Annotated in this window: 27 protein-coding genes; 3 read left to right on the forward strand and 24 right to left on the reverse strand. The window is 68.5% G+C overall.

Annotated features, from left to right (window positions below; translation table 11 throughout):
• Positions 1–35: 35 nt before the first annotated feature.
• The 24 genes from ACS0OT_RS19235 to ACS0OT_RS19350 all read right to left on the reverse strand — a co-directional run bounded on the left by ACS0OT_RS19235 (position 36) and on the right by ACS0OT_RS19350 (position 21,009).
• On the reverse strand, positions 36–1,274 hold the full coding sequence (locus ACS0OT_RS19235) for a beta-ketoacyl-ACP synthase (RefSeq protein WP_262090195.1): 1,239 nt from the start codon (positions 1,272–1,274) through the stop codon (positions 36–38).
• Positions 1,274–2,005 (reverse strand): 3-ketoacyl-ACP reductase FabG2, encoded by a 732-nt coding sequence (locus ACS0OT_RS19240; RefSeq protein ID WP_049416034.1) that lies wholly within the window; start codon positions 2,003–2,005, stop codon positions 1,274–1,276. The genes ACS0OT_RS19235 and ACS0OT_RS19240 overlap by 1 nt, the downstream gene beginning before the upstream one ends.
• Positions 2,002–2,457: an ApeP family dehydratase gene (locus tag ACS0OT_RS19245; protein ID WP_005420287.1), complete on the reverse strand. Its 456-nt coding sequence runs from the start codon at positions 2,455–2,457 to the stop codon at positions 2,002–2,004. The genes ACS0OT_RS19240 and ACS0OT_RS19245 overlap by 4 nt, the downstream gene beginning before the upstream one ends.
• Positions 2,454–3,638, reverse strand: coding sequence for a beta-ketoacyl-[acyl-carrier-protein] synthase family protein (locus tag ACS0OT_RS19250; RefSeq protein WP_139727993.1), 1,185 nt, complete (start codon positions 3,636–3,638; stop codon positions 2,454–2,456). Before ACS0OT_RS19250 ends, ACS0OT_RS19245 begins: the two co-directional genes overlap by 4 nt.
• Positions 3,635–4,192 carry a DUF3261 domain-containing protein gene (locus tag ACS0OT_RS19255; RefSeq protein WP_065196798.1) on the reverse strand — a complete coding sequence of 186 codons (558 nt, stop codon included), beginning with the start codon at positions 4,190–4,192 and terminating at the stop codon, positions 3,635–3,637. The genes ACS0OT_RS19250 and ACS0OT_RS19255 overlap by 4 nt, the downstream gene beginning before the upstream one ends.
• Positions 4,180–5,430, reverse strand: coding sequence for an NAD(P)/FAD-dependent oxidoreductase (locus tag ACS0OT_RS19260; protein WP_414607057.1), 1,251 nt, complete (start codon positions 5,428–5,430; stop codon positions 4,180–4,182). Before ACS0OT_RS19260 ends, ACS0OT_RS19255 begins: the two co-directional genes overlap by 13 nt.
• A gap of 52 nt (positions 5,431–5,482) precedes the next feature.
• The gene (locus tag ACS0OT_RS19265; protein WP_442255942.1) at positions 5,483–7,837 is read right to left on the reverse strand and encodes an MMPL family transporter; all 2,355 of its coding nucleotides are present in this window, start codon (positions 7,835–7,837) and stop codon (positions 5,483–5,485) included.
• Positions 7,830–8,453: a LolA family protein gene (locus ACS0OT_RS19270; protein ID WP_442256460.1), complete on the reverse strand. Its 624-nt coding sequence runs from the start codon at positions 8,451–8,453 to the stop codon at positions 7,830–7,832. Before ACS0OT_RS19270 ends, ACS0OT_RS19265 begins: the two co-directional genes overlap by 8 nt.
• A gap of 2 nt (positions 8,454–8,455) precedes the next feature.
• Positions 8,456–8,887, reverse strand: a complete 432-nt coding sequence (locus ACS0OT_RS19275) for an acyl-CoA thioesterase (protein ID WP_065196795.1) — start codon at positions 8,885–8,887, stop codon at positions 8,456–8,458.
• Positions 8,874–10,424: an HAL/PAL/TAL family ammonia-lyase gene (locus ACS0OT_RS19280; RefSeq protein ID WP_442255943.1), complete on the reverse strand. Its 1,551-nt coding sequence runs from the start codon at positions 10,422–10,424 to the stop codon at positions 8,874–8,876. The genes ACS0OT_RS19275 and ACS0OT_RS19280 overlap by 14 nt, the downstream gene beginning before the upstream one ends.
• Positions 10,414–11,355 (reverse strand): LpxL/LpxP family acyltransferase, encoded by a 942-nt coding sequence (locus tag ACS0OT_RS19285; protein WP_065177839.1) that lies wholly within the window; start codon positions 11,353–11,355, stop codon positions 10,414–10,416. Before ACS0OT_RS19285 ends, ACS0OT_RS19280 begins: the two co-directional genes overlap by 11 nt.
• Position 11,356: 1 nt before the next feature.
• On the reverse strand, positions 11,357–12,127 hold the full coding sequence (locus ACS0OT_RS19290; protein WP_442255944.1) for a glycosyltransferase family 2 protein: 771 nt from the start codon (positions 12,125–12,127) through the stop codon (positions 11,357–11,359).
• Entirely contained in the window at positions 12,117–13,802 is a 1,686-nt protein-coding gene (locus tag ACS0OT_RS19295; RefSeq protein ID WP_065185909.1) for an AMP-binding protein, read from the reverse strand. The genes ACS0OT_RS19290 and ACS0OT_RS19295 overlap by 11 nt, the downstream gene beginning before the upstream one ends.
• The gene (locus ACS0OT_RS19300) at positions 13,795–14,346 is read right to left on the reverse strand and encodes a membrane protein (protein WP_032954654.1); all 552 of its coding nucleotides are present in this window, start codon (positions 14,344–14,346) and stop codon (positions 13,795–13,797) included. Before ACS0OT_RS19300 ends, ACS0OT_RS19295 begins: the two co-directional genes overlap by 8 nt.
• Before the next feature lie 22 nt (positions 14,347–14,368).
• Positions 14,369–14,626, reverse strand: coding sequence for an acyl carrier protein (locus tag ACS0OT_RS19305; RefSeq protein WP_005420312.1), 258 nt, complete (start codon positions 14,624–14,626; stop codon positions 14,369–14,371).
• Positions 14,627–14,643: 17 nt separating this feature from the next.
• Positions 14,644–14,901, reverse strand: coding sequence for a phosphopantetheine-binding protein (locus ACS0OT_RS19310; protein ID WP_005411610.1), 258 nt, complete (start codon positions 14,899–14,901; stop codon positions 14,644–14,646).
• Positions 14,888–15,685 carry a lysophospholipid acyltransferase family protein gene (locus ACS0OT_RS19315; protein ID WP_005420313.1) on the reverse strand — a complete coding sequence of 266 codons (798 nt, stop codon included), beginning with the start codon at positions 15,683–15,685 and terminating at the stop codon, positions 14,888–14,890. The genes ACS0OT_RS19310 and ACS0OT_RS19315 overlap by 14 nt, the downstream gene beginning before the upstream one ends.
• Positions 15,678–16,421, reverse strand: coding sequence for a beta-ketoacyl synthase chain length factor (locus tag ACS0OT_RS19320; protein WP_053498347.1), 744 nt, complete (start codon positions 16,419–16,421; stop codon positions 15,678–15,680). The genes ACS0OT_RS19315 and ACS0OT_RS19320 overlap by 8 nt, the downstream gene beginning before the upstream one ends.
• A 216-nt stretch (positions 16,422–16,637) precedes the next feature.
• Positions 16,638–17,651 (reverse strand): cytochrome d ubiquinol oxidase subunit II, encoded by a 1,014-nt coding sequence (gene cydB / locus ACS0OT_RS19325; protein WP_065177835.1) that lies wholly within the window; start codon positions 17,649–17,651, stop codon positions 16,638–16,640.
• 1 nt (position 17,652) lies between these two features.
• Complete coding sequence (locus ACS0OT_RS19330) at positions 17,653–19,050, reverse strand: cytochrome ubiquinol oxidase subunit I (protein ID WP_065177834.1); 1,398 nt, start codon at positions 19,048–19,050, stop codon at positions 17,653–17,655.
• A 213-nt stretch (positions 19,051–19,263) separates the two neighbouring features.
• Positions 19,264–19,479: a hypothetical protein gene (locus ACS0OT_RS19335; RefSeq protein WP_053498343.1), complete on the reverse strand. Its 216-nt coding sequence runs from the start codon at positions 19,477–19,479 to the stop codon at positions 19,264–19,266.
• Entirely contained in the window at positions 19,476–20,120 is a 645-nt protein-coding gene (locus tag ACS0OT_RS19340) for an RNA polymerase sigma factor (protein ID WP_329847949.1), read from the reverse strand. Before ACS0OT_RS19340 ends, ACS0OT_RS19335 begins: the two co-directional genes overlap by 4 nt.
• A gap of 36 nt (positions 20,121–20,156) precedes the next feature.
• Positions 20,157–20,486 (reverse strand): hypothetical protein, encoded by a 330-nt coding sequence (locus ACS0OT_RS19345; RefSeq protein WP_005414880.1) that lies wholly within the window; start codon positions 20,484–20,486, stop codon positions 20,157–20,159.
• Positions 20,487–20,556: 70 nt separating this feature from the next.
• Positions 20,557–21,009, reverse strand: a complete 453-nt coding sequence (locus ACS0OT_RS19350) for a hypothetical protein (RefSeq protein ID WP_005420323.1) — start codon at positions 21,007–21,009, stop codon at positions 20,557–20,559.
• 161 nt (positions 21,010–21,170) lie between these two features.
• On the opposite strand from ACS0OT_RS19350, the gene ACS0OT_RS19355 reads away from it, so the two are divergent.
• The 3 genes from ACS0OT_RS19355 to ACS0OT_RS19365 are packed head-to-tail and all read left to right on the forward strand — an operon-like array spanning position 21,171 to position 24,547.
• Positions 21,171–23,540 carry a S9 family peptidase gene (locus ACS0OT_RS19355; RefSeq protein WP_065177831.1) on the forward strand — a complete coding sequence of 790 codons (2,370 nt, stop codon included), beginning with the start codon at positions 21,171–21,173 and terminating at the stop codon, positions 23,538–23,540.
• Complete coding sequence (locus tag ACS0OT_RS19360; RefSeq protein ID WP_442255945.1) at positions 23,537–23,956, forward strand: NUDIX hydrolase; 420 nt, start codon at positions 23,537–23,539, stop codon at positions 23,954–23,956. The genes ACS0OT_RS19355 and ACS0OT_RS19360 overlap by 4 nt, the downstream gene beginning before the upstream one ends.
• Before the next feature lie 30 nt (positions 23,957–23,986).
• Entirely contained in the window at positions 23,987–24,547 is a 561-nt protein-coding gene (locus ACS0OT_RS19365; RefSeq protein WP_032954647.1) for a hypothetical protein, read from the forward strand.
• Positions 24,548–24,581: the final 34 nt, after the last annotated feature.

Raw genomic sequence — 24,581 nt, forward strand, 5'->3', positions numbered from 1 at the left:
CGGAGGTAACGGGAACGGTGTGTTGGCGCAGTGGATCACTCGCTCCAGCGGCGGAACACCAGCGAGGTGTTGATGCCGCCGAAGGCGAAGTTGTTGCTCATCACGTACTCGGCCCGCAGTTCGCGGCCCTGCCCGGTGATGAAGTCGAGCTGGCCACAGCGCGGGTCGACCGCGGCCAGGTTCAGGGTGGGCGCGAACCAGCCGGCACGCATCATCTGGATGCTCACCCAGGCCTCGAACGCGCCACAGGCACCCAGCATGTGGCCGACGTAGCTCTTCAGCGAGCTGATCGGCACGCGGCTGCCGAACACCTGTGCGGTGGCCTGGGTCTCGGCGATGTCGCCGTGGTCGGTGGCGGTGCCATGGGCGTTGACGTAGTCGATCTGCGCCGCGTCCAGGCCGGCGTCCTCCAATGCCAGGCGCATGGCCTGGGCCATGGTGTCGGCGCTGGGCTGGGTGACGTGCTGGCCATCGCTGTTGGTGCCGTAGCCGACAACCTCGGCAAGGATGGTGGCGCCGCGCGCCTGCGCGTGTTCCAGGTCTTCCAGGATCAGCGTGCAGGCGCCCTCGCCCAGCACCAGGCCATCGCGGCCGGCATCGAACGGGCGAGGCGTGGTCTGCGGCGCGTCGTTGCGCACGCTGGTGGCGAACAGCGTGTCGAACACCGCTGCAGCGGTGGCATCGAGCTGCTCGGCACCGCCGGCCACCATCACCGTCTGCTTGCCGCTGCGGATGGCTTCATAGGCCGCGCCCACACCCTGGCTGCCTGACGTGCAGGCGCTGGAGGTGGTGTACACGCGCCCGGACAGGCCGAAGAACACGCCGATGTTGACCGGCGCGGTGTGGCTCATCATCTTCAGATAGGTCGTGGCGCTGATGCCATCGGTGGTGAATTCGTTGAGCATGCGCCCGAATTCGCCGGTGGCCTCGTGGCTGCCGGACGAGGAGCCATAGGCCACGCCGGTACGGCCACTGCGCAGCACCGGATGCTCATTCAGGCCGGCCTCGCGCAGCGCCACCTCGGTGGCGCGCACCGACATGATCGCGACCTTGCCCATCGAGCGGGTGGTCTTGCGGTTGTAGTTCGGCGGCAGCTCGAAGTCCTGCGCCGGCGCGGCCAGCTTGGTGTTCAGCCCGGCATAGACATCCCACTCGGGCATCGCACGCACCGCGTTGCGGCAGCTGCGCAGGTGCGCTTCGATGGTCGGCCAGTCGTGGCCGAGTGGACTGATGGCAGCGGCGCCGGTAACCACCACGCGACGATCGGCGGCCATCAGAGCATGCCTCCGTTCACCGAGATCACCTGGCGGGTGATGTAGCCGGCCGGTTCGGACAGCAGGAACGCCACGGTAGCCGCCACTTCGTCCGGGCGGCCAACGCGGCCGGCGGGAATCAGCTTGAGCGCGTGTTCAACCACTTCGTCGTTGAGCATTTCGGTCTCGATCAGGCCCGGGGCCACGCAGTTGACGGTGATCTGGCGGCTGGCCAGTTCCAGCGCCAGGGCCTTGGTGGCGCCGATGATGCCGGCCTTGGCGGCACTGTAGTTGACCTGCCCGCGGTTGCCGGCCAGTCCGGAGACCGACGACAGGGTGACGATGCGGCCCGGCTTGCGCCGCCGCACCATCGGCATGATCAGCGGATGCAGCACGTTGTAGAAGCCATCCAGGTTGGTGTGGATGACCTGGTCCCAATCGTCCGCTGACAGCGCCGGGAAGGCGCCATCGCGGGCGATGCCGGCATTGCAGACCACGCCGTAGTAAGCGCCGTGCGCTTCGACATCGGCCTCCAGAGCGGCCCGCGCAGACGCGCGGTCGGCCACGTCGAACACCAGCACGCGGGCCTGCTGGCCCAGTGCCTGGATCTCGGCGACCACCGCCTGTGCTTCATCCACGCGGCTGCGGCAATGCACCACCACGTCGAAGCCATCGCGCGCGATGCGCAGCGCGATGGCCCGGCCGATGCCCCGGCTGGCGCCGGTCACCAGCACGCTTCGATTCCCTGTCATGCCTGTCCACTCTCCAGATAGGCCATCGCGTCGGCCGGTTCGAACACCGACACGTTGGCTGTCGCCCATTCTTCCTCGCCTGCCAGGATGCGGCAGGCGAACATCCCCAATCCATTGTCACCCAACAACTCGCAGCGCGCCTGTACGCGCAGCCGCGAACCGCTGGGGAAGCTGCTGCGCGCGCTGCTGTAGCGGCGGCTGCCGAGCAGGAAGCCCAGCTGCGGTGGCCTGCCGGCCGCACGCGCTCGGCAACCGGCCCAGGCCGCGATGGCCTGCGCCATGTACTCGATGCCGACCCATGCCGGCACCTGGTCATCCTCGACGAACAGGCCGGCCTCGGGCACCACCAGTTCGGCCTCGATGGCGTCCTGGTCCCACTGCGTGATGCGCTCCAGCAGGCACATGTCCTGGCGGTGCGGCACCACGTCTTCGATCGCGTACAGCGTGTTCATCGACGCTCCAGTGCCAGCACGGCATTGCTGCCGCCGAAGGCGAACGAATTGCTCAGCACCCGCCGTGGCGGCTGCGCAAGGCGCGTGCCCGGTGCGACCAGCGGCAGCACCGGCAGTGCCGGGTCGGCCACGCCGTCCCACCAGTGCGGCGGCAGCAGCTGCTGCGGGTTCTCGGCCAGCACGATCCAGCACAGCGCCGCCTCGATGGCACCCGAGGCACCCAGCGTATGGCCGGTCAACGGCTTGGTCGAACTGGCCGGCACGTGGCTGCCCAGCACCTGCGACACGGCCAGGCTTTCCATCGCATCGTTGTGGCCGGTCGCGGTCCCATGCAGGTTCACATAGTCCACTTCGCCGGCGGCCCAGCCAGCACGCTGCAGCGCCTGCTGCAGGGCGTCGATGGCGCCCAGGCCCTGCGGGTCCGGGGCGGACATGTGGTGGGCGTCGGCCGACTCGCCCCACCCCGCCAGGCATACCGGGCCGGGTTCGCGGGTGAGCAGGAACAGCGCGGCGCCTTCGCCGATGTTGATACCAGTACGATGCTGCGAGAACGGATTGCAACGTTGGGCCGAGACCGATTCCAGCGCGCTGAAGCCGGCCACGGTGAAGCGGCACAGCGAATCGGCGCCACCGGCGATCACCGCATCGACGATGCCGGCGCGCAGCATGCGTGCGGCCGACATCAGCGCCTTGGCACTGGACGAGCAGGCAGTGGACAGGGTCCATGCCGGCCCCTGTGCGCCACTGCGCTGGCGCACGAACTGCGCGGCGGTGCCCATTTCCTGCTGGGCGTAATCAAAGCCCTGCGGCCACTGGCCCTGTTCGGCGTGGCTGCGCAATGCCTGCTCGGATTCACCAATGCCCGAGGTGCTGGTGCCCAGCACCACCGCTACGCGCTCGGCACCGTAGCGGGCGATCGCCGCAGCCACTGCCGGCGCGATCTGAGCCAATGCCACGTCCAGCAGGGCATTGTTGCGCCCGCGCAGGGCCACCGGCAGGTCATCCAGCGCCGGCAGCGGCGTGCGTACTTCCCCCAGCGCCAGGGTGCGCCCCGGCAACAGGCTGTCGTTGTCGCTGAGCCCGCCCGGCGCGTCGGCGAACAGTGCCGACGTCACGGCGGCGCGGCCAGCGCCGAGTGCACAGACCACACCCAGGTCGTTCAGGTAGATCGGTGCGCTCATCGGTCCGGCCCGGCCATGTCGATCGATTCGATGCGCAGCGCATAGCCTTCGGCGCGGTTGTCCAGCTGCACGCTGCCATCGTTCAGCCGCTGCAGGTGCAGCCACACGGTGCCCTCACGCGACAGGCTGCGCTGATAGCCATCATCACTGACCTGCCAGCCCGCCGGCAGCACGGCGGCAATGGCCGCGGTCGGCCACAGCGCGAACTGCAGGTCATCCAGCACGCGCTCGGCGCGCACCTGCGGTGGCAGCCATGGCGCGCGCTGCTGGGTCAGCTGCTGGCCGTCCCATTGCAGGCGCACGCCGGTCTGGCCCATCGCCTGCACGGCCAGCTGCACCTGCTGGGCGTCGGCTTCCAGCAGCGCGTCGAGATCGCGCTCATGCGTGCCGAAGCGGAAATGCAGCTGCTGCTGCAGCGCCAGCGGCGCCGGCAGGCTGGCTGGCGCCAGGCGCAGCGGCGGCAGTTCCACCTGCGGTTTCGGCGTGCGGCCGGCACAGGCGGCCAGCAGCAGGCACAGCAGCAGGGCCGCAGTACGGAAGATCAGGCGCTGCACAATTCCTCCAGCACGCGCATGCGGCGACCACTTTCATCGGCCACATACGGATTCTTGGTGTCCCAGGCGTAACCGGCCAGGATGGAGCTGATCATGTCGCGCACTTCGGGCTGCTGCTGCGGGTGGTAGATGATCTTCTGGAAGCCGCCCTGGTACCAGCTTTCGACGAAGCGGCGGAAGGTCTTCACGCCCGCGCGCAGCGGGATCGAGAACTCGGCCTCCCAGTCCACGGCCTGGCCGGCATAGCGGCGCTTGAGGCATTCACTGGCGAGCTGCGCGGACTTGAAGGCAATGGTCACACCGGACGAGAACACCGGATCGAGGAACTCCCCGGCGTTGCCCAGCAACGCGTAGCCGGGCCCCCACAGCGAACTGACGTTGGCCGAATAGCCGGTGATCCGGCGCACCGGCAGCACCGCCCATTCGGCGTTGGCCAGCAGGCGGGTCAGGTTGGGGTCCTCGCCGACGATGGCCTGCAGCTTCTGCAGGTCGTCACCCTCGTAGCGCTCGAAGAACGACGGCTCGGCGACCACGCCCAGCGAACAGCAGCCATTGGAGAACGGGATCGTCCAGTACCAGACGTCGATGTGCTCGGGGTGGGTGGTGATCAGGATCTTGTTGCGGTCGAAGTCGGCTTCGGCCGGAATGTTGTCGCGTACGTGGCAGAAGATCGCGCCACGCACCGGGAAATTGGATGGCGATTCCAGCTGCAGCAGGCGCGGCAGCAGGCGCGCGAAGCCCGATGCGTCGAGGATGAAATCGGCCTCGATGCGGTATTCGCTGCCATCCGGGCGGCGCACGCTCACCGCAGGCTGTTCACCGGGTTCGACCGACAGCACTTCATCACCGAAACGCAGCGTGGTGCCCATGCGCTCGGCGCCGCGTGCCAACACGTTGTCGAAGTCGGCGCGCTGCACCTGGTAGGTGGTACCCCAGCCCGGCGAGAACTTCTTCCGGAAGTCGAAGGCAGTACGCGCTTCACCGTGCACGAAGGCCGCGCCGTTCTTGTACTGGAAGCCGGCCTCGACCACATCCTGCAGCAGCCCGGCTGCTTCGATGTACTCCATGCTCTGCGGCAGCAGGCTTTCGCCGATGGAGAAGCGCGGGAACTGCTGGCGCTCCAGCATCAGCACCTGGCGGCCCTGCTGGCGCAGCATCGCCGCGGCCACGGAGCCGGCCGGGCCTGCGCCGATGATCAGGATTTCAGTGCGTTCGACAGCATCCACAGCAGTACTCATCGGGGCGTCCTTGTTGCTCGATCAGGGGAAGGAAGAAAAGCGGAAGGCGGACTCAGGCCGGCGGCAGGTCATGCGGTGGCGGCCGGAACAGTGGCGAGATCAGCCAGACCAGGCCGATGCCGAACAGCAGGGTCAGGCCGAACGCGCGCAACGCCGGGGTCTGCGACAGGCCAAGCAGGCCGAACGACAGCCAGGTGCTGGCCGCGCCCACGCACACGGCCAGCCATGCACTGGCGTCGCCGCGGTGCTCGATCAGGAAAATGCCGTAGTCGATGCCCATGCCCAGCAGCAGCATCAGTGCCAGCACGTTGAACAGCTGCAGCGGCTGGCCGAACAGGCCCAGCAGGCCCAAGGTCAATGCGCCGGCAATCAGGGTCGGCGCGAACACGCGCCAGGCCTGGCGGCGGTAGCGCAGCCACAGCGCGCCAAACACCAGCACGATGCCGACCAGCAGCAGCCCGCCCATCAGCTTGCGGTAGTGGCCCAGCAGCTGCGAGAAGTCGGCGGTGCGGTCCACCCAGCGCACACCCGGCAGGCCTTCGGCCGCCCCGCGCAGGGTGGCCAGCGCATCGGCGCGCGACAGGTCATCGACCATCACCACGCTGATCATCTGCCCGCCGACCTCGCCCACCCACAGGTGGCGGAACGGCTGCGAGGCCGGCGAGGCCAGGAACGCCTCCGCGGTCAGCGGCGTAGCGGCGAAATCCGGGCGCGGCAGCGGTTCGCCGACCGCCTCGGACACCGCGTCCAGCACGCCCGGTTCCACCTTGGCGGTCAGCGCGGCATCGGCCTGCTGGCGCGCTGGCGACGGCAGCCAGTCGCTGATCGCACGGTAGCCACCAATGCGCTTGTCGTTGGCCAGTACACGCAGGCGTTCGGTCAGCGCTTCTTCGCGCTGCAGCAGCTGTGCGGCGTCACTGCCCTGCACCAGGTAGAACTGCGCCGGGCTGGGCATGCCCAGCAGCTGGCTCAGGCGGATCTGCTGGGCCATCAACGCCGGCGGCGAGGACTGCAGGCTGCGCAGGTCGTCGTTGCTGTTCAGGCGGGCAATGCCGATGGCAGACAGCGCCAGCGTGATCACCACGAACACCGTCACCGGCCGGCGGCCATGCAACCGCGGGAAGCGCTCCAGCGTGTTGCCCAGCCACTGCGAGAAACGGGTCTGGCGGATCTCACCGCCATCCAGCCACGGGAACCAGAAAATCACCGTAAGGAAGGCGGCGGCCAGGCCGACCACCGAGAACAATGCCATCTGGCGCAGGCCCGGGAACGGGGCCAGGCCCAGTGCCAGGTAGGCCAGCGCGCTGGTCAGCAGGGCCAGCCACAGGCCGGGCAGCAGGTGCCGCAGCAGCTTCCAGCGACGATCAGCCGGTTCGGCCTGGCGCGAAGCGAACCAATGGATGCCGTAGTCCTCGGCCACGCCCACCAGCGACGCGCCGAACACCAGGGTGAGCACGTGCACCTTTCCGAACACCAGTACGGTCACCGCCAGCGCCACGCCGCAGCCGATCAGCAACGACGCGGCGACCAGCAGGATCGGCCGCAGCGAACGGAACGCCAGCCACACCAGCAGCAGCACTGCGGCCAGCGAGCCCCAGCCGATCGTGTTGATCTCCTGGTTGGCCTGCACCGCCGCCGCTTCGGCGTGCAGCGGCACACCCGCATGCAGGATTTCCAGCTCTGGCACCGCCGCCCTGGCGGCCAGCCCGGCACGTTCCAGCAGGCCGTCGAGATGGCGCTCGCCGTCAAGCTGGAACGCCGACCCCGGCGTATCGAACTGCAGTACGGCCCAATGCCTGCCCTCGGCTTCGAGCAGGCCATCATCGCCCAGCCGCAACCCCGACCCCTGCGCCTGCTGCTGCCACCATTGCGGCCACAGCGAGAGCGGGTCTTGCCGCCAATCGGTCAGGCGCGGTGCGCCCATCGGACCGTACAGCGCAGCCAACGCCTGCTCGGCCAACGCGCCCGGCTCGCTGCCCTGCAGCTGCACGCGCTGGGCCGGGGTCAGCAGGCGGTCGCGGTACGGCGCGTAGAACGCGCGCGCCTCGTCGAACCAGCCTTCGATCGAACCACTGGGCACCAGCAACGCGCTGTCGGCATCCGCCGCCATCGCCGCAGCGAACGCCGCCTGTGCGCGCTTGGCGGCGGCGCCATCCTTGCTGCCCAGCAGCACCACCACCTGGCGCGAGCTGCCGTCGGCGATGCGCCGGGTGACGTCACTCAACAGGCGGTCATGCGCGTCCTGCGGCAGCAGGGCGAGGATGTCGGTGTCGATCCGCGACTGCTGGCTCCACAGGCGCCATTGCTGCGCACCCAACACCAGCAGGAGCACCAGCCAGGCGATGCCCAGCCAGTGCCACCAGCGCCGCAACCGGTCCGGCCCGTTCGATGCTGCCCCCTCACTCAAAGCGGCGTGCCTCGTCGGCGGCGAGCGTGGCCGGCGCTTCGCTCAGTGCACTGAACTGGATCTGCGTGCGGTCCTTGTTGGCCTCGACGATCTCGACCTGGCGCACGTAGCGGTCACCTTGCAGGGTCAGCGACTGGAACGCCTTGGCCAGCATCGCCGACTTCGGCGTCAGTCGCAGCCGCCAGCCCTGCCCTTCACGGCTGGCCGCCACGTTGAACTGGCCGGACAGCGCCTGCACGTCGCCACTCATCAGCGCGAACATGATCGCGTTCACCGAACGCATCGCCGGCTGCTGCCGTGCATCGAGCTCGACACGGGTGCTGCCATCGCGCTGGCGGCTGAGGATGCGGTCGGCGGTGACCACCACTTCGGAGGGGAACGGCTTGAGCGTGGTCCAGATCACGCCATGCTGGCGCGCGACCACGAACCGGCCCTGCGAGCGCAGCGGGTTCTTGAAGCCGCTGACCTGCTTTTCCTGGCTGAACTGGCCACGCAGCACGTCCGGCCGCGCCACCGCCTGGGTGATCGCATCGATGGCGGGGTCGGCGGCCTGCACCTGCGGTGCGGCAATGAACATCAGCGCGCACAGCAGCACGCTGGAAAGACGGGCAAGCATGTTCACGGCGCAGGCACTCCCAGGCGTTCCCACAGTACCGGCGGGCACTGGTACAGCATTTCCTTGCTGGCCGCGTCCACCGCGACCTGGATGGTCATCGCGCGGGTCAGCACCTGGCCGCTTTCCGCATCAAGGATCTCGTACTCGATCTTCAGCCGGTTCTCCCATTCCACGATGCGCGCAACCACGCGCAGCGCCTGGTTGAACAGCAGCGGGCGCACGTACTTCACCCGGGCATCGACCACCGGCCACAGGTAGCCCGATTCGAGCATCTGCGGGTAGTCGTAGTCATAGCGCCCGAGCAGCGCGCAGCGCGCGATCTCGAAGTACTTGAAGTAGTTGCCATGCCAGACCACGTTCATCGGATCGCAGTCATGGAAGGCGGGGGTCAGCGCAACCTCGCCGACCCGTTCGATGGCCTCATTCACCGGCATACAGCTCCCAACGTTGCGCGCGGATCTCCACCAGCAGTTCCCGCAGTTCGCGATCCAGCGCGCGGTCTTCTTCAACCAGGGCGATGCGCTGCCCCAGGTCGGCGTACATGTCGGCCAGACTGCCATGCAGCTGCGCGTTCAGGCCAACCCGTTCGCGCAGCGCCAGGCCCTGGCGGGCGGCGATCAGCATCGCGGCCACCACCTGTTCAGTCAGCTCGATCACGCGCAGGCAGTCGCGCGCGGCGATGGTGCCCATGCTGACCTTGTCCTGGTTGTGGCACTCGGTGGAGCGCGAAAACACGCTGGCCGGCAGGGTCTGCTTCAGCGCTTCGGCCGTCCAGGCCGACACGCTGATCTGCAGCGCCTTCAGGCCGTGGTTGATGGCCGCGCGCGGGCCCGTGGCCGCCGACAGGTTGGCCGGCAGGCCATGGTTGTAGCGGGCATCGACCACCAGCGCCAACTGGCGGTCGAGCAGATCGGCCACGTTGGCTACGGTGTTCTTCAGGGTGTCCATCGCCAGCGCGATGTGGCCGCCGTAGAAGTGGCCGCCATGCAGGATGCGCTCGCCATCGGCATCGATCAGCGGATTGTCGTTGGCGCTGTTCAGTTCGGTTTCGATCAGCTGGCGCAGGAACGGCAGGGTGTCCTCCAGCACGCCGATCACGTGCGGCGCGCAGCGCAGCGAGTAGCGGTCCTGCAGGCGCTGTTCATTGCGCGGCGGACGCTCGCTGTGCAGGTCGCTGCGCAGACGCGCGGCGATGCGGCCCTGGCCCGGATGCGGCTTGGCCGCGAACAGGGTTTCGTCGAAGTGGTGCGCGTTGCCGTCGCTGGCCAGCACGTTGAACGCGGTCAGGCGCGTGGCCATGCGCGCCAGGTAGTCGGCGCGCTGCCAGGCCAGGCAGGCCAGGCCGGTCATCACCGCTGTGCCGTTCATGATCGCCAGGCCTTCCTTCGGCCGCAGCTTCAGCGGGGTCATGCCGATCTTCGCCAGCACCTCGGCCGCCGGCTGCACGCGGCCATCGTGCAGCACCTCGCGCTCGCCACACAGCACCGCAGCCACGTACGACAGCGGGGTCAGGTCGCCGCTGGCACCGACCGAGCCTTCGGCCGGGATCATCGGCAGCACATCGTGCTGCAGCAGCGTGGCCAGGCCTTCCAGCAGCGGCACGCTGACACCGGACATGCCGCGCACCAGCGATGCCAGGCGCGCGGCCAGCACCGCACGGGTCTCGACCGGGTCCAGGTAGCGGCCCAGGCCGCAGCCATGGTAGGTGTACAGGTGGTGCGGCAGTTCAGCCACCAGTGCCGGCGGGATGTTCACCGTGCACGAATCGCCATAGCCGGTGGTCACACCGTAGATCACGCCATCCTCGCGCAGCAGGCGGTCAAGGAAGTCGGCACCGCGCTGGATGTGTGCGCGGAACGCCGGCGCGTCGCTCAGTGCGCCCTCGCACTGGCGCTGGGCCAGGGCAACCACGTCTTCGATGGTCAACGGTGCATCGCCAAAGCGGCACACGGGTACGGCGTCAGTCGTCATGCGGAGCCTGATCCCAGAAGGGGAAGAAATTGAACCAGTCCAACGGGGACTGGATGACCTGGAGTTCCAGCCAGCGCGCGAAGCGCTGTGCCTGTTCGGCAAGTGCCGCGTCGCGCGAGCCACGCGGCAGCACGATGCGTTCGGCGAATTGTTCAAATGCCACGCGATAGCCCTCGCCCTGGTGCAGGCAGGCCATGGTGTAGACCGGGCAGCCCAGCGCCGCGGCCAGCACATAGGCGCCGATCGGGAATGGCGCGCGATGGCCGAGGAAATCGGCGGTGACGCTGCGGCCGCCCTGCACCGGCGTGCGGTCGCCGACGATGGCGACGAAGCCACCGGCCGCCACGCGCTCGGCCAGCATCACCGCGGTGGCCGGCCCCATTTCGGTCACCTGCACCAGCTCCACCGCCGCCAGCGGGTCCAGCCGCTGCAGCAGGCGGTTGAAGCGCTGCGCATGCGCCGTATGCACCAGCACGGTGATGCGGAACCCCGGCACCTGTTCGGCCAGCACCTGGCACAGTTCCAGGCAGCCGATGTGCGCGGTGAGGATCAGACCGCCTTCGCGGCGCGCGATCTTCTGCAGCACCAGGTCGCGGTGCAGGTGAATACGGTTGGCCGGGTAGCGCCCGCCCAGGCCGAGGATCTTGTCCAGCATCGTGTCGGCGAAGGCGAAGAAGTGGCACAGGCTGTCGCGCCGGGTCGGCGCGCGGCCGAGCACACCGCTGTATGCCTGCAGCCGCTGCAGGTACTGCATCGAGGCCTGTCGCCCCACACGGTTGCCCAGCCAATGGCAGGCCACCACCGGCCACGCGCACAGGCGGAATGGCCAGCGCCCGAACCAGCGGTGCACCCAGCACAGGAACAGCACGCCGGCCACCGACGTCGATTCGCCGATATCGGCCCAGTGCGGGGCATCCTGCGCGGTCGCCATCTCAGCGCTGCCCCTGCAGGCGGCGCCACAGCAGCCGCGGTGCGCGCCAGAGCATGCCGAAGAACAGGCGGGTGTGCATGCGGCTGATGCGCACGTTGTCGCGCCACACATCGAAGTGCGACACGCCATCGGCGGGATAGGTCACGCGCGTGGCCAGGTGCTCGACCGGCAGCTGGCGCCAGTACAGGCGCACCATCACTTCAGTATCGAAATCCATGCGCCGGCCGATGGTCTCTTCACCGATCAGGCGCAGCACCGGTGGCAGTGGATACACCCGGAAGCCGCACATGGTGTCGCGCAGGTGCAGCGACAGCGTGTTGATCCAGACCCAGACGTGGGTGGCGTAGCGGCCATACAGGCGTGCCTTGGGAACACTGGCGTCGTAGGCCGGAATGCCGCAGATCACCGCGTCGGGATGCACACGCGCGGCCTCGATGAAGCGTGGCAGGTCAGCGGTATCGTGCTGGCCGTCTGCGTCGATCTGCAGCACGTGGCTGTAGCCACGCGCGCCGGCTTCAGCAAAACCGGCCAGCATCGCCCCACCCTTGCCCTGGTTGGCGCCCAGGCGCAGCAGGTCAACGCCCTGGCGCTGTGCCAGCGTGCGCAGCACCGCCGCGCACGCCTCATGCGAACCATCGTCGACCAACAGGCAAGGCAGGCCAGCGGCCTGCACACCGTCGACCACCGCCACGATGGCGTGCTCGTGGTCGTAGACGGGAATCACCACCAGTGGCGCGAACGCGGCACCGGCAACGGCCGGGTCAGTCCGCATCGGCGAAGACCACCTTGCCGCTGGCATGCACACCGTGGCTGGAGGTATAGCGGAAGGCCAGCACGTTGCGTGCGGCATCCCAGTCCAGCTGCAGGGTCAACTCATCGCCGGGGCGGGCCACGTGCTGGAACTTCACCGCGTCCATGCGCAGGAACGCGCGCGGCATCGCAAATGCCTGGCGGCCGAAACGCATCGCCCAGTCCAACTGCGCAACACCGGGCAGGATCGCCGCCTGCGGGAAGTGGCCCTGGAACGGCCGCAGCGCCGGGTCGAGGGTCATGCGCAGCGTGGCGCTGGCGGCGTCGCGGCGGTCCCAGACCGGCACCGGCATCAGTGGCTGGAACAGCGCCGCCAATGCCGCCTGGGTCACCTTGCCCTGCGCGTTGATCGGCAACGCCTGCACCAGGCGCCAACGGCGCGGCCGGGTCACCGCGTCATGCGCATGCGCCAGACGCGCGCCCAGGCGTTGGCCCAGCGCACGGCGCGCGGCGTCGCCGCCCTCCAGCAGCGCCGGATCGGCCGGAACCACCACGGCGGCCAGCTGCTCGCGCTGCCCGGGAAGCACCAGCACGCGCACGTCATCCACTTCGGCGTCTTCGCGCAGCGCGCGTTCCAGCGCATCCAGCGAGACGCGGCGCTCTTCGATCTTGACGATGCGGTCGGCGCGGCCCAGCAGCCGGAAACGGCCATCGGCCAGGGCTTCCACGCGGTCCTGGGTGCGCCACCAGCCGGGGGTTTCCAGATGCGCCGAGGCCACCGCCAGGCAGCCGTCGTCGATCCGCCACTGCACACCCGGCAGCGGCTGCCACGGCGGCAGGTCGGTGTCCCAGCGGCGCCAGGCGATACCGCCGGTCTCGCTGCTGCCATAGACCTCGGTCGGGGCCACGCCCAACCACTGCCGCACGTGTCGCGCCGCGTCCTCCGGCAGCGGGCCACCGGAGGAGAACACCGCGCGCAGGCGGCCATGCAGGCTGGCCCAGTCGAGCTGCTCGGGCAGGCGCTTGAGATGGGCCGGCGTCGCCACCAGCACCGTGTCGGTACCGGCCAGCGCACCCACCAGGTCTTCGTGGAAGAACCGACGCGGATGGATCAGGCGGCCGGCGGCCAGCGGCCACAGCACGCGGAACAGCAGCCCGTAGATGTGCTGGTGGGACACCGTGCCGTGCACCTGCGCGCCATCCAGCTGCGCACCGAACGCGGCCTGCAGCGCTTCCACCTCGCGCGCCAGCTGGTCCAGGCGCTTGCCGATCGCACTGGGCTGGCCGGTGCTGCCGGAGGTGAACACGCACAGCTCGCAGGCGCGCTCGTCCAGCGCCTGCAGTTCGTCGTCCAGTGTGGCGTCCAGCGCCGCCAGCGGGCGGTAGTCGGCCGGTACGTCGCCCGCGAAACCGCTCACCTGCGGCTGCAGCGCCTGCAGCGTGGCCGGCAGGTTGTCAGCGGCCAGGAACACCCGCTTGCCGGCATGCCAGGCGCCGAACAGCGCCGCAGCGAAGGCCACGGCGTCATCGAAATACAGGGCCCAGTCGCGGCCTTCAGCCGCCGCAAAGGCGGCGCGCCAGCCCCGTACGCGCTGGCGGAAGCAGGCGTGGTCAACCATGTCTCCGTCGCACAGGCCGACGCTGCGCTGCGGCCGCGCCTCCAGCAGCAGCCGGTCCAGGGCAATCCACTCAGCCATGCGCGTGCGCCGCCTTCACCCGCCGCCGCACCAGCCACTCACCTGCGAACAACACGCCCATCATCACGTACGCCAACAATCCGTTGTAGAGCATCCAGACCCGGTCCGACGCGTACAGCGCGGTCAGCAGGGCCAGGCTGCCGTTGAGAACGAAGAAGCCACACCACACCTGGGTGACGCGGCGGGTATAGGCCACCGCGAACGGGGGCAGGTCCGGTTCCTGCAGCCGTGCCAGGCGCTCCACCAACGGCGGCCCGAAGCGCAGGCTGGTGCCGAACACCGCCAGCATCACCGCATTGACCAGCGCCGGGTACAGCTTCAGCGGCAGGGCCTGGTTGAGCACGGTGGCCAGCACCGCCAGCAGGCCGGTGCCGGCGGCGGCGGCCCACCACAACGGCTGGCGCGTGCTCAGCGCACGCAGCAGGGCCAGGGTGAACAGCAGCAGCGACAGCCAGCGCGGCTCGAAGCGGCCCATCGCCAGGTACACCAGCAGCGGGTAGGCAAGCGAAATCGCTGCCACCACGACGGTACGTGCGCGAGCCATGGCGAAGCCGCCGGCGCTGCGGTCAGGCGGCTGCCTGGTCCGGCAGCAGTCCATACACGACATCAACGATGTCCTGCACGGTGCGCACGGCCTTGAACGCTTCCGGCTGCAGGTTGCGGCCGAGCAGTGGCTTGAGCTGCACGATCAGGTCGACCGCATCGATGCTGTCGATGTCCAGGTCGTCGTAGAGCCGGGCCTCGGGGGTGATCCGGGCGGTTTCAATCTCGAAGCTGTCGGTCAGGATGCTGACGATGCGTTCGAACAGTTCATTCTTGGTCATGGCTATTCCTGGCGCCGTTACGACTGGCGGGCGGCGACGAACTCGCCGAGCGCGCGCACGCTGGAGAAATGGCGACGGGTTTCTTCCGAATCGGCCGAGAGGCTGACACCGTACTTCTTCTGCAGCGCCAGGCCCAGCTCCAGCGCGTCGATCGAATCCAGGCCGAGGCCCTCGACGAACAGCGGCGCGGTCGGATCGATGTCCTCCGGCGTGATGTCCTCCAGCGAAAGGGAGGAAATGATCAATTCCTTGATCTCGTGCTCAAGTGCTTGCACGGGGCGGATCTCCAGACAGGTCGAAATAACGAGAAAGGTGCTCGGTGACGCGGCGGGCTGCCAAGGCATCCCCCCTTGGCGAGTCGTCATCGGCCAGGAAGGGCGCGATCGGGATATCTTCGCCGATCTGCAGCCGAACGTGAAAGCGACGTGAGGGGACACGATACCACTTCTGTCCCTTGGTCAACGTGGGCGGGGTGCAGGTGATCCGCACCGGGGTGATGTCCAGCCGGCCACGGACGGCGATGTTGGCGGCCCCGCGCTGCAGCCGCGGCGGCTGGCCCGGCACGCTGCGGGTGCCTTCGGGGAAGATCACCAGGGTGCCGCCGGCGTGCACCGCCGCCACGCAGTCATCGACCAGGCCAGCGCCATCGTCATTGGAGATGTAGCCGGCCGCCCGCACCGGACCGCGCATGAACGGGTTGCAGGCCACGGCCCGTTTCACCACGCAATCGGCGTTGGGCAGCAGCGAGATCAGGCAGACCACGTCGATCAGGGTCGGGTGATTGGCCAGCACCAGCAAACCGTCGCGCTGCAGGCGTTCACCGCCCTCGATCTGGTAGGTCATCACCCCCAGCGCGCGCATCAGGCGCAGATGGCTGGCAAAGGCAACCTGAACCACGCGGCGGGCCCGGCGGCGACGGACCACCGGGTCGCGCATCAGCAGCAGCACCGGCATCACCAGCACGCCCAGCAGCAGGCCGCCCATGCCGAATGCGGCAAAGCTCAGGCCGGTGCCGAGCACCCGCCAGGCATGATCGAGACGGCGCAGCGCCTCAGCCACGGCGCCCCCAGCGCCAGCGCTGGCCCTGGGCCACGTGCTCAAGCGCCGGCGCACCGGACAGCAGGAAGCGGTGCAGGTCCAGCGCGTGCGGCAGCGCGCCCGGGGCGGTGGCAGGGGCCTCCGGCGCCGCTTCCCACTGCAGGGAGAGGGTCGGCTGGCCCGGCATCGGCGCCGTCAAACGCCAACACCAGGCAAAGAACGGGTCGGGTTCGTCGGCGAACGTCGAGTAAATCTCGGGAAGGCGCGACTCATACACCACGACCCGCACTTCGCGGGCGCCATCGGCGAGCAGACCGGCCGCTTCCAGACAGGCGGTCTCGACCGTGGCCTGGCCGGCGGCCAGCGCCAGGTAGTTGCCACGGTGGCCGCGCGCGATCGAGTACAACGCCGCGATCGCGTTGTGCACCGACAGGCCGAACCCCGTCGGTGACAAGGGCTGATCACTGGCCAGCGCCCCCAGCAGCTCCATCGAACGGGCCACGTCGCCGTGGCGGCTGGCGAACACCAGCGGGACCTGGTTGTCCGCCCCCTGCCCATCCTCGCACCAGCAGGCAGCCTGGATCGCCATCCGGCCCAGCCGCTCGATGCGGCGGCGCTGCATTGCCGGGATCTCGGCCAACGCCGGCGTGTCTTCGCCAACCGGCGGATACGGCGCATCGGCCCAGCCCAGCCACTGGCTACGCTCGCTCAGGCCGGGCGCCCAGGCAGCCCAGTCGACGATGGAGAATTCGATCATTTAGCGAAGGTGCTTCAACGGGAGAACAATAGGCACGAGCCATTACGGCGACGCGCGGCGGCCCCCCATTCCTGCAGCCGTGCGTCCGTCCAGGACGTCGCCGGCCGCCCCCCTGGCTGCCGGAAAGGAGCGCACGCTAGCACGTCCTGCACGGGGTGTGCAGGTTTCACATTCCCCAACACGGGAGCCGGCACCGGCGGCCCCCGCTTCAATCGATCAGTGGTAACCGGTATCGGCGTGCACCTTGCCGCGGAACACCCGGTACGACCACGCCGTGTAGCCGAGGATGACCGGCAGCAGAATGACCAGCCCGACCAGGGTGAAGCCCAGCGAGGAGGCCGGCGCGGCGGCCTGCCACAGGGTCATCGACGGTGGCAGCAGGTAGGGCCACATCCCCAGCACCAGGCCGAGGAAGCCGAGTACGAACAGGGCCAGGCTGAGCAGGAACGGCGGCAGGTCACGGCGCGGGTGGGTGGCACTGCGCCACAGCGCAGCGGCTACCGCCAGGGTCAGCAGCGGCACCGGCGACAGCCACCAGAAGTTGCCGTCGCTGAACCAGCGCGCCATCAACCGCGAATCGAGGAACGGCAGCCAGCTGCTGACCAGGCCCATCGCCGCGATCACCGCCACCACCAGCGGCCGGGTCATCTGCCGCGCCAGCGCCTGCACGCGCCCTTCGGTCTTCAGGATCAGCCAGGTGCTGCCCAGCAGCGCATAGCCGGCCACCAGCGCGGCACCGGTCAGCATCGCGAACGGGCTGAACCAGGCGAACGGCCCGCCCTGATAGACACCGTCCACCAGCGGGATGCCCTGCACCAGGGTGCCCAGGATCACGCCCTGGGCGAACGTCGCCAGCAGCGAACCGAGGCCGAACGCCACGCTCCACAGCCGGCGTGACCGATGTGCCTTGAAGCGGAATTCAAAGGCCACGCCACGGAACACCAGCGCCACCACCAGCACCAGCACCGGCAGGTACAGCGCCGACAACAGCACCGCATAGGCCCTGGGGAAGGCCGCCAGCAGGCCGGCACCACCCAGCACCAGCCAGGTCTCGTTGCCGTCCCAGATCGGCGCGGCGGTGTTCATCATCAGGTCCAGCTGCTCCTCGTCCTCGGCGAAGGGGGCGAGGATGCCGATGCCAAGCACGAAGCCGTCCAGCACCACGTACATCAGCACGCCGAAGCCGATCACCGCGAACCACGCCACCGGCAGCCAGGTCATCAGGTCCATGTCAGCGCTCCTCCAGCGGTTCGTCGGCTGCCGACAGCGGGCGCGCCGGGGTGTGGCTGCCGTGGTCCAGCGACGGCCCTTCGGCGTAGGGCTGCGGTCCGTGGCGCAGGATCTTCACCAGGTACCAGATGCCCCAGCCGAACACGAAGGCATAGCCAACCACGTAGACACCCAGCGACAGCGCGGTCATCCACGCGCTCTGCGGGCCGACCGCATCGGCGGTGCGCAGCAGGCCATACACCACCCATGGCTGGCGCCCCATCTCGGTGACGAACCACCCCGACAGCAGCGCGATGAAGCCGCTGGGCAGCATCCAGTTCCAGCCGCGCAACAGCCATGGCGAATCGAGCAGCTTGTTGCGCCACAGCTGGAAGGCCGACACCCAGGCCAGCAGCAGCATCAGCGTGCCCAGCCCGACCATGATGCGGAAGGCAAAGAACACCGGCGTCACCGGCGGCCGCTCGCTGGCCGGTACCGCGGTCAGCGGGTCGAAGGTGCCGTCCAGGCTGTGGGTCAGGATCACGCTGCCCAGCTTCGGGATGGCCACTTCGAAATCGTTGCGCTCCTCCTTCTCGTTGGGCAGCGCGAACACCACCAGCGGTACGCCCTCGCCTTCCCGGGTCTCATGCCAATGCGCTTCCACCGCCGCGATCTTCATCGGCTGGTGCTTGAGCGTGTTCAGGCCATGCATGTCGCCGACGAAGATCTGCACCGGCACGGTCAGCGCGGCGAATGCCACAGCGGCGATCAGCATGCGCCGGCCCGCTTCCACGTGCGTGCCCCTGCGCAGGTACCACGCACCCACGCCACCAATCACGAAACAGGTGGTGATGAACGAGCCCAGCGCCATGTGCGCGAGGCGGTAGGGGAACGAGGGATTGAACACCACCTGCCACCAGTCCACCGGATGCACGATGCCGTTGACCATCTCGTAGCCGGCCGGCGTGTGCAGCCAGCTGTTGGACGACAGGATCCAGAACGTGGAGAACAGCGTGCCCAGCGCAACCATGCAGGTGGACAGGAAATGCAGGCGCGGCGAGACCCGGCCCCAGCCGAACATCATCACGCCGAGGAAGCTGGCTTCCAGGAAGAACGCGGTCAGCACCTCGTAGGTCAGCAGCGGGCCGATGACCGTGCCGGCCACCTCGCTCAGCCGCGGCCAGTTGGTACCGAACTGGAAGGCCATGACGATGCCGCTGACCACGCCCATGCCGAACGACACCGCGAAGATCTTCTGCCAGAAGAAGTACAGCTCGCGCCACACGGGCAGCCTCGTGCGCAGCCAGCGCCACTCGATGAAGGCCAGCCAGCTGGCCGTACCGATGGTGAAGGCGGGGAACAGCACGTGGAAACTGATGACGAATCCGAACTGGATCCGGGACAACAACAACGCGTCCAAGGGACGCCTCCTGCCTGCGACCGGTGGGATACCGGACCACTTTAGGAGGATTTCGTTAAGACGGGATGCGACCGGGTGACGCGCTGCTTCACTTTGTCGCAGGGGTCAACCGTTCTGGTAGCTGCCAACCCTGGTTGGCACACACGCCCAAGCGCCGACCAAGGTCGGCATCCACCCACCGCGATTGGAGGGGCCCCTTGCCCGGCGGGTGCCTCAGTGCCAGAAATACCAGGCCGCCGCAGCCAGCAGGGCGCCAAACAACAGCACCTGCACCACCACATAACCCACGCCACCGTCGCGCGACTCAGCGGCAATGCGCTTCTGCAGCGCCTCGCTCACATCCGGCGTGTCTTCCTGCTGCGCCTGCTCACGCAACGCCTGTGCCAGCGCGCGCGCTTCCGCATCGCGAGGGTCGGTCGGTGGGTTCACAGCAGCTCTCCGGCGGTGGCATGCCGCGTCAGTTCCTGCTTCATGGTCTGGCGCGCGCGGTGCAGGTGGCTCTTGATGGTACCGCGCGCCAGCCCGGTCACCTGTTCGATCTCGGCCAGATCGAAATCCTCCAGGTAATGCAGGCCGACGATCAGGCGCTGCGGCGGACTCAGCCGTTCCAGTGCCGCGCTGAGCTGGCGCCCGGCCTGCAGCGCCTCGCTCAACTCGGCGGGCCCGGGGCCTTCATCGCCGATGCCCAGTTCCTCCGGCGCCTCCACCGCCACCATCCACTGCGCTTCCAGTCGCCGCCGGCGCAGGTGCTGCAACGCCGTGGTGTAGGCCACCCTTGAGACCCAGGTGCGCAGCGAGGATTCAAAGCGGAACCGGTGCAGCTGGCGGAATACCGCCAGGAAGGTTTCCTGCAGCAGGTCGGCCACCTGGTCGCGGTCGCCGACCATCCGCCCGATCAGATGCGCGCAGGTACGTTGATGGGCCTGCACCAGCTGCGCGAACGCCGGTTGCGAGCCGTCGATGATGGCGATGACCAGGGCGCGGTCGTCGCCCGCGTCCAGCGAGGGCTCAACGCGGACATCGCGGCGGCGTCCCCGCCATGCAGCCAATGCTCCGCCCAGCAGGCTCATGCGCGGGGCGCCCCCTGTGCCCGTGGCATGCCTGCCTCAGCCCTTGCGCGCGGCAGGCCGGGTGAAGTGCCAGGCCAGCAGCTGGCCGAGGCCGGCACTGCCGACCAGCGCGGCAGCGGCACCAAAGGTCAGGTCGCGGGCCCCGATGGCTTCCAGCAGGGCCATGGCCAGGGCCAGGCAGACCAGGCTGATGCCCCAGCGCAACGCACCCTGGCGGCGGCGCTCTTCTTCCAGCACGGCCAGCGAGCGGATCACTTCCTCCGGTACGTGCGGGGCCACCAGCTTGCTGCGCGCGCGCGCATCGGCAATGGCATGGATCGCGTAGGCGATGCAGATGAATAGGGTGATCGGGATCAGTTCCTGCATGGTCGAGCTCCTGTTCGATGGATGATGCGGGTTCAGGAGAATGGATGCGCGACCACGGCAACCGGTTGCACTAGCTGTCCGCCGACGTTTCGCTGGCGCCGGTCGTGTCCGCCGGGTCGGGGAAATAGGTCTCCACCTGAAAATCCAGCTGCAGGTCCGTCATCAGCCGCAGCAACTGCGGATCCAGCTCGAAACCCGCCCATGCCGTCTTTCCAAAGATGCCAACACGCAGGCCGATCCCGGCCCCCTCCTGCAGCAGTTCCCTGATCACGTCGGCGCGTGCCCGCAGGAGATCGATCAACGCCGGCCAGGCATCCATCAGCCAACCGTCCTTTCCCCTCTGCAGTACGAACACCACGCGGGTCGCCGCATGAACCCGGATCAAGGTACCGTCGCGATCCCGATATCCGGTCCCGACATCACGGGAAAACGCCGGTTCCAGATCCAGCCGGGCGGCAATTCCGGCGCCGGCCTCTGTCGGGTGCTGCACGCCCAGAGAGATCCTGTAGTCGTAGCAGTACATATCGGTTCCATCCGAACGGAATGACCATCATGCCGCACACGCCGTCGCAGCGACCCGGGCGGTGCCTTTTTGCCGATTCCGCTGCCATGACCTGTGGCCCCTGCCCCCGGCCCGGACGGCTGCTACCCTTGCCCGGTTTCCTCTTCTGGTGCCGTCCGCCCATGTCCCGAGTGCTGCCCCTGTCCCTCCTGCTGTCGGCCGTGCTGGCCGCACCGGCCGCGCATGCCGCGCCGACGCCGATCACCATCGAACAGGCCATGGCCGACCCGGACTGGATCGGTCCGCCGGTCGAGAAGGCCTGGTGGTCGTGGAACAGCCAGCAGGTGGAATACCAGCTCAAGCGCAACGGCAGCCCGGTGCGCGACACCTTCCGCCAGCCGGTGGCCGGCGGCGTGGCCGCGCAGGTGGCCGATGACCAGCGCGGTACCCTGGACGTCGCCGATCCGGTCTACGACCGCAGCCGCAGCCGCAGCGCCTTCGTGCGCAATGGCGATGTGTTCGTGCGCGACCTGCGCAGTGGCGCGCTGACCCAGCTGACCCGCAGCAACGAGCGCGCGGGCAATGTGAACTTCGCGGCCGACAACGGCGTGATCTGGCGCGTCGGCCAGAACTGGTTCCACTGGACCGCCGCCAGCGGCGTGCAGCAGGTGGCCAGCCTGAAGGCCGAGAAGGACCCGCGCACGCCGCCGAAGGCCGACGTGCTCCGCGACCAGCAGCTGCGCACGCTGGAAACCCTGCGCCGCGACCGCGAGCAGCGCGAGGCATTGAAGGACCAGGACCAGCGCTGGCGCCAGGCGGATCCGACCCGCGCACCGGGCCCGGTCTACCTGGGCGCCGACGTCGAGATCGGTGACAGCGTGCTGTCGCCGGACCTGACCCACCTGATCGTGGTGACCAAGCCGAAGGACTTCGACGACGGCCGCACCAGCAAGATGCCGCTGTACGTGACCGAGTCGGGCTACGAGGAAACCGAGGACACCCGCACCCGCGTCGGCCGCAACGGCTTCGAGCCACACACCCTGTGGTACGTGGACGTGCGCACCGGCAAGGCCGAGAAAGTCTCGCTGTCCGGCCTGCCGGGCATCAGCACCGACCCGCTGGCCGAACTGCGCCGCAAGGCCGGCAAGGATGCACTGAAGGGCGAGCGCAGCGTGCAGGTGATGAGCGACTTCATGGGCGGCGGCATCCGCTGGAGCGCCGACGGCCAGCAGGCCGCGGTGATGCTGCGTGCCAACGACAACAAGGACCGCTGGATCATCAGCGTCAACGCCGCCGACGGCCGCGTTCAGAACCGCCACCGCCTGACCGACAACGCCTGGATCAACTGGGGCTTCAACGATTTCGGCTGGATGGCCGATGGCCGTACGCTGTGGCTGTTGTCCGAGGAATCGGGCTTCTCGCACCTGTACACCCAGGCCGGCACCGCCAAGCCGCAGGCGCTGACCAGCGGCAAGTGGGAAACCTCGGCACCGGTGCCGTCGGCCGATGGCAAGGGCTTCTACTTCCTGTGCAACCAGCAGGCGCCGCATGATTACGAAGTCTGCGCGGTCGACACCGGCAACCGCCAGGTGCGCGAGCTGACCAGCCTCAACGGCGTGGAAGACTTCTCGCTGTCGCCGGACGGCCAGCAGCTGCTGGTGCGCTACTCCGGCGCCTACCTGCCGCCGCAGTTGGCGGTGCTGCCCAGTGCCGGTGGCCAGGCGCGCGTGCTGACCGACACCCGCACCGCCGACTACAAGGCACGCCAGTGGATCCAGCCGAAGCTGGTGGCAGTGCCGTCCAAGCATGGTGCCGGCGTGGTCTGGGCCAAGTACTACGAACCGGAGAACAAGGAACCGGGCCGCAAGTACCCGATCGTGATGTTCGTGCACGGCGCCGGCTACCTGCAGAACGTGCACCAGCGCTACCCGGCCTATTTCCGCGAGCAGATGTTCCACAACCTGCTGGTGCAGAAGGGCTACATCGTGCTGGACATGGACTACCGCGGCAGCGAGGGCTACGGCCGCGACTGGCGCACGGCGATCTACCGCAACATGGGCCACCCGGAACTGGAAGACTACAAGGACGGCCTGGACTGGCTGGTCGACACCCAGCAGGGTGACCGCGACCACGCCGGCATCTACGGCGGTTCCTATGGCGGCTTCATGACCTTCATGGCGCTGTTCCGTGCGCCGGGCACCTTCAAGGCCGGCGCCGCGCTGCGCCCGGTGGTGGACTGGCACAACTACAACCACGGCTACACCAGCAACATCCTCAACACCCCGGACATCGACCCGGAGGCGTACCGCGTGTCCTCGCCGATCGAGTACGCACAGAACCTGCAGGACAACCTGCTGATCGCCCACGGCATGATGGATGACAACGTGTTCTTCCAGGACTCGGTGAACCTCACCCAGCGCCTGATCGAACTGCACAAGGACAACTGGTCGATCGCCCCGTACCCGCTGGAACGCCACGGCTATGTGCGTGCCGATTCCTGGCTGGACCAGTACAAGCGCATCCTCAAGCTGTTCGAGCAGAACCTGAAGTGAGCAATGCCGCAGCCACGATCCGGATCGTGGCTGCGGTCATCCTGGATGACCGCGGCCGGGCGCTGGTGGTGCGCAAGCAGGGTGCGCGCCGCTTCATCCAGCCCGGTGGCAAGCCCGAACCCGGCGAGGCGCCCCTGCAGGCGCTGGCCCGCGAGCTGGACGAGGAACTGGGCGTGCAGCTGCGCGCCGATGCCGCCATCGCGCTGGGCACGTTCGAGGACTGGGCTGTGAACGAGCCCGGCCACCGCGTGCAGGCACAGGCGTGGTGGGTGCAGGTGGACGGTGCGCCGCAGGCGCGCGCCGAAATTGCCAAACTGGCCTGGGTGCCGCTGCAACCGCCGCATGGCCTGCCCTTGGCACCCTTGAGCGAACACCATATCCTGCCGGCCGTCGCCACCCGGGCGACGGCCCGCTGAGCAGGCGGGCGCCGACTGCAAGGACATCGGATGTCAATGTCGATCCCGTCGATCCCCTCGCCGCTTTCCCCGGCCTATCACGCCTGGGTGCGCCCGGTCGCACAGGCTTCGTTCTGGCTGTCACTGCTGCTGACGATCTACTTCGTGCTGCAGGGACTGGTGCTGTGGCCGCTGCAGAACCTCAGGCTGTGGCGCCTGGTGGAAAGCGAAGTGCAGCAACAGCAGCTGCACAGCCTGGTCTGGCTGCTGGCGCACCCGGTGGCCGCGTCAATGGTCGTCGCGCTGTTGTGCCTGGCCTCGACCGTGTCCAGCTGGGGCCTGCTGCGTGAACGTCGCTGGGGCCTGTGGAGCTTCGTGGTACTGCTGCTGCTGAGTGCCCTGACCAACTTCGCAGCCGCCTGGTGGCTGGACCTGTTCATGGGCGACTTCATTCCGCTGCTGGCCGATGACCCGGCCCTGCTGCAGGAGCTGCAGCTGAAACGCTGGCTGATCACGCTGACCGTGGTCGGCATGTCGTTCGTGCTTCTCGGCCTGCAGGGCTGGCTGGCCTGGCGACTGCTGCGCCCCGACGTGCGCGCGCGCTTCCACTGAGTTCTGCCGGGCGTGGGCCAGGGCCTCCGGCAGC

Origin of the sequence: Stenotrophomonas maltophilia group sp. RY12688, assembly GCF_052149045.1 — a bacterium.
GTDB lineage: Bacteria > Pseudomonadota > Gammaproteobacteria > Xanthomonadales > Xanthomonadaceae > Stenotrophomonas > Stenotrophomonas sepilia.

Coding starts and splice junctions, on each gene's coding strand:
- ACS0OT_RS19235 (WP_262090195.1), bottom strand. CDS start 1,274: ATGGCCGCCGATCGTCGCGTGGTGGTTACCGGCGCCGCTGCCATCAGT.
- ACS0OT_RS19240 (WP_049416034.1), bottom strand. CDS start 2,005: ATGACAGGGAATCGAAGCGTGCTGGTGACCGGCGCCAGCCGGGGCATC.
- ACS0OT_RS19245 (WP_005420287.1), bottom strand. CDS start 2,457: ATGAACACGCTGTACGCGATCGAAGACGTGGTGCCGCACCGCCAGGAC.
- ACS0OT_RS19250 (WP_139727993.1), bottom strand. CDS start 3,638: ATGAGCGCACCGATCTACCTGAACGACCTGGGTGTGGTCTGTGCACTC.
- ACS0OT_RS19260 (WP_414607057.1), bottom strand. CDS start 5,430: ATGAGTACTGCTGTGGATGCTGTCGAACGCACTGAAATCCTGATCATC.
- ACS0OT_RS19270 (WP_442256460.1), bottom strand. CDS start 8,453: ATGCTTGCCCGTCTTTCCAGCGTGCTGCTGTGCGCGCTGATGTTCATT.
- ACS0OT_RS19275 (WP_065196795.1), bottom strand. CDS start 8,887: ATGCCGGTGAATGAGGCCATCGAACGGGTCGGCGAGGTTGCGCTGACC.
- ACS0OT_RS19280 (WP_442255943.1), bottom strand. CDS start 10,424: ATGACGACTGACGCCGTACCCGTGTGCCGCTTTGGCGATGCACCGTTG.
- ACS0OT_RS19285 (WP_065177839.1), bottom strand. CDS start 11,355: ATGGCGACCGCGCAGGATGCCCCGCACTGGGCCGATATCGGCGAATCG.
- ACS0OT_RS19290 (WP_442255944.1), bottom strand. CDS start 12,127: ATGCGGACTGACCCGGCCGTTGCCGGTGCCGCGTTCGCGCCACTGGTG.
- ACS0OT_RS19295 (WP_065185909.1), bottom strand. CDS start 13,802: ATGGCTGAGTGGATTGCCCTGGACCGGCTGCTGCTGGAGGCGCGGCCG.
- ACS0OT_RS19300 (WP_032954654.1), bottom strand. CDS start 14,346: ATGGCTCGCGCACGTACCGTCGTGGTGGCAGCGATTTCGCTTGCCTAC.
- ACS0OT_RS19305 (WP_005420312.1), bottom strand. CDS start 14,626: ATGACCAAGAATGAACTGTTCGAACGCATCGTCAGCATCCTGACCGAC.
- ACS0OT_RS19320 (WP_053498347.1), bottom strand. CDS start 16,421: ATGATCGAATTCTCCATCGTCGACTGGGCTGCCTGGGCGCCCGGCCTG.
- cydB (WP_065177835.1), bottom strand. CDS start 17,651: ATGGACCTGATGACCTGGCTGCCGGTGGCGTGGTTCGCGGTGATCGGC.
- ACS0OT_RS19340 (WP_329847949.1), bottom strand. CDS start 20,120: ATGAGCCTGCTGGGCGGAGCATTGGCTGCATGGCGGGGACGCCGCCGC.
- ACS0OT_RS19345 (WP_005414880.1), bottom strand. CDS start 20,486: ATGCAGGAACTGATCCCGATCACCCTATTCATCTGCATCGCCTACGCG.
- ACS0OT_RS19350 (WP_005420323.1), bottom strand. CDS start 21,009: ATGTACTGCTACGACTACAGGATCTCTCTGGGCGTGCAGCACCCGACA.
- ACS0OT_RS19355 (WP_065177831.1), top strand. CDS start 21,171: ATGTCCCGAGTGCTGCCCCTGTCCCTCCTGCTGTCGGCCGTGCTGGCC.
- ACS0OT_RS19365 (WP_032954647.1), top strand. CDS start 23,987: ATGTCAATGTCGATCCCGTCGATCCCCTCGCCGCTTTCCCCGGCCTAT.